This window comes from Paenibacillus profundus, assembly GCF_021369635.1.
Classification (GTDB): Bacteria; Bacillota; Bacilli; order Paenibacillales; family Paenibacillaceae; genus Paenibacillus_B; species Paenibacillus_B profundus.
In genome coordinates this window covers 1-1,821 of sequence record NZ_JAJNBZ010000089.1, presented here as the reverse complement: position 1 = coordinate 1,821, position 1,821 = coordinate 1, and the positions used below count along the sequence as shown (strand labels likewise).

General features: G+C 44.9%; 1 protein-coding gene. It reads left to right on the top strand.

Going from position 1 to position 1,821, the window contains the following annotated elements; genetic code table 11:
* The first annotated feature begins 123 nt into the window (after positions 1 to 123).
* A complete protein-coding gene (locus LQV63_RS31185) occupies positions 124 to 1,410 on the top strand; it encodes an IS110 family RNA-guided transposase (protein WP_233699647.1) in 1,287 nt (428 codons plus the stop codon).
* Positions 1,411 to 1,821 lie beyond the last annotated feature (411 nt).

The following is a 1,821-nucleotide window of genomic DNA, read 5'->3' as shown; positions in this document are numbered from 1 at the left end:
GCAGCATTCCTATAATGAAGAAATATGAGATTTGAGAAACAAAAAGACTCCTTGGTATGATGTTTATGGGTCCCATATGCTAGCCAGCGACCGGAACCAAAAACAAACCAAGGAGACTACAAGATGCATTCTACTCAAAATGAACGAATTAATCAAATCACTTCTACTACACTCATCGTGGGTGTAGATATTGCAAAGTTCAAACATGTGGCTCGCGCACAAGACTTCCGCGGGGTCGAGTATGGGAAGCCAATTGCTTTTGAGAACAGTCGGGAAGGGTTTGAATTATTCGTAGGCTGGTATCAGAAGATCATGAAAGAACAGACCTGCAAGGAGGTCATAGTCGGTATGGAACCGACTGGTCATTACTGGTTGAACCTTGCACATTACCTAAAAGAACAACAAGTTTTATGCGTCGTGGTGAACCCACTGCATGTGAAGAAAAGCAAAGAATTGGATGACAACTCACCGACCAAGAATGACATCAAAGACGCTAAAGTCATCGCACAGCTAGTCAAAGATGGAAGATACGCCGTACCGAATCTTCCCCAAGGTATCTATGCAGAGCTGCGGGAAGCCATGAAAATTCGCGATCATCTATCGACTGACCTGCGTGTAGTACAAGGACGTGTTCATAACTGGCTGGATCGGTACTTTCCGGAATTCCTTACAGTTTTTAAGGATTGGGAATGCAAGTCGGCCCTTCAAATGCTCAGCCTTTATTTGCTGCCGCATGAACTTGTTTCAAGGTCAGACGAGTTTTTGCTGGGACATCTAAGGGAAGCTGCAAAGCGTGGACTCGGCCTGGGACGCGTGAAGAGTCTGAAAGCCGCGGCCAGTCGTTCAATAGGCATGAAACAAGGTGCAGAGTTAGCTAAGATGGAGCTTCAGCTACTATTGGTACAGTACGAACTGCTCCAATGTAAGTTCGAAGAGCTTGATGCAAAATTGGAAGAGCTGATGAAGCAAATCCCATATGTTCAGAAATTGCTGGCGATTAAAGGGATTGGTCGGGATACAATAGCCGGATTCCTGGCTGAAGTTGGTGACATCCGTCAGTACCGACATCCCAAGCAGATCGTAAAACTCGCAGGATTAAACTTAAGGGAAAATACATCGGGCAAACACAAAGGACAGACCAAAATTACGAAGAGAGGCAGGAAGCGACTTCGAGCCTTGCTCTTCCGTGTCGTGATGCCACTGGTAGCGAAGAACGGAGCTTTTAAAGCATTGCACGAGTATTACACCAAGCGGCCAGATAATCCGCTGAAAAAGATGCAATCTCTCATCGCCCTGTGTAACAAGCTTATTCGGATCCTGTTCGGCATCATGAAAAAGGGACATGAATTTAGTGAAGAAAAAATGATGCAGGATATCCCTCGATTCATGGAAGTACCACTAGCAGCTTAAATACAGCAGCATCTTAGAAATTGAAGTCGTAACAAACAACTGACAACTAAAGCACGGATGAGTCGGAACGGAACTAACATACGGACGAAGATCCTGTCGGGCAGCATATCTGACCTCCACCTCATGGACAGGTTGAATGAAGGAATGTGGGAGCGTAGACTCTGTGAGACATGGGAGGGTTGACCACCATGAGCCAATGTGGAGATCCATAGGTGCAACCATACTTTACCGGATTAACCACTTTTTACAGAGAAGGGGTTTAGGTGAGGATGTTTTTGCGCTTCCTGTAGCCCCATAATTTTCATCACCTTCAAATGAAATCCATGAATAAGTTGTCTTTTAACTATGCAACATGGTCAAATTCTAAGAAAACGCGAGCATTTAAGAGAAAAGTGATTCTTCATAGAGGGA